At 53.6% G+C, this 250-nt stretch carries 1 tRNA gene; it reads left to right on the top strand.

The annotated features are described in order from the left end of the window. Positions 1-59: 59 nt before the first annotated feature. Positions 60-148, top strand: a tRNA-Ser gene (locus AC1RPH_RS08445). The last annotated feature ends 102 nt before the right edge of the window (positions 149-250 follow it).

The following is a 250-nucleotide window of genomic DNA, read 5'->3' on the forward strand; positions in this document are numbered from 1 at the left end:
GGTCACGGACAAGCCGAAGCGCGTGCGTAAGCCTCGCGATAGTAAATAAGCAGAACAATGGAAGTGTGGCCGAGTGGTTTAAGGCTCCGGTCTTGAAAACCGGCGAGGGCTTTGTCCTCCGTGAGTTCGAATCTCACCGCTTCCGCCAAGTTTTGGTGATTGTGCAGTATGCGGGTAAAAATAGGTAGCCCGTACGTGAATCGTGTCTGGCGCTCTACTTGAGTTACCGGACGCTGTGGTTGTTCGAGTC

The sequence above is a fragment of the Dellaglioa sp. CoH-57-MRSF-16 genome (assembly GCF_056782055.1).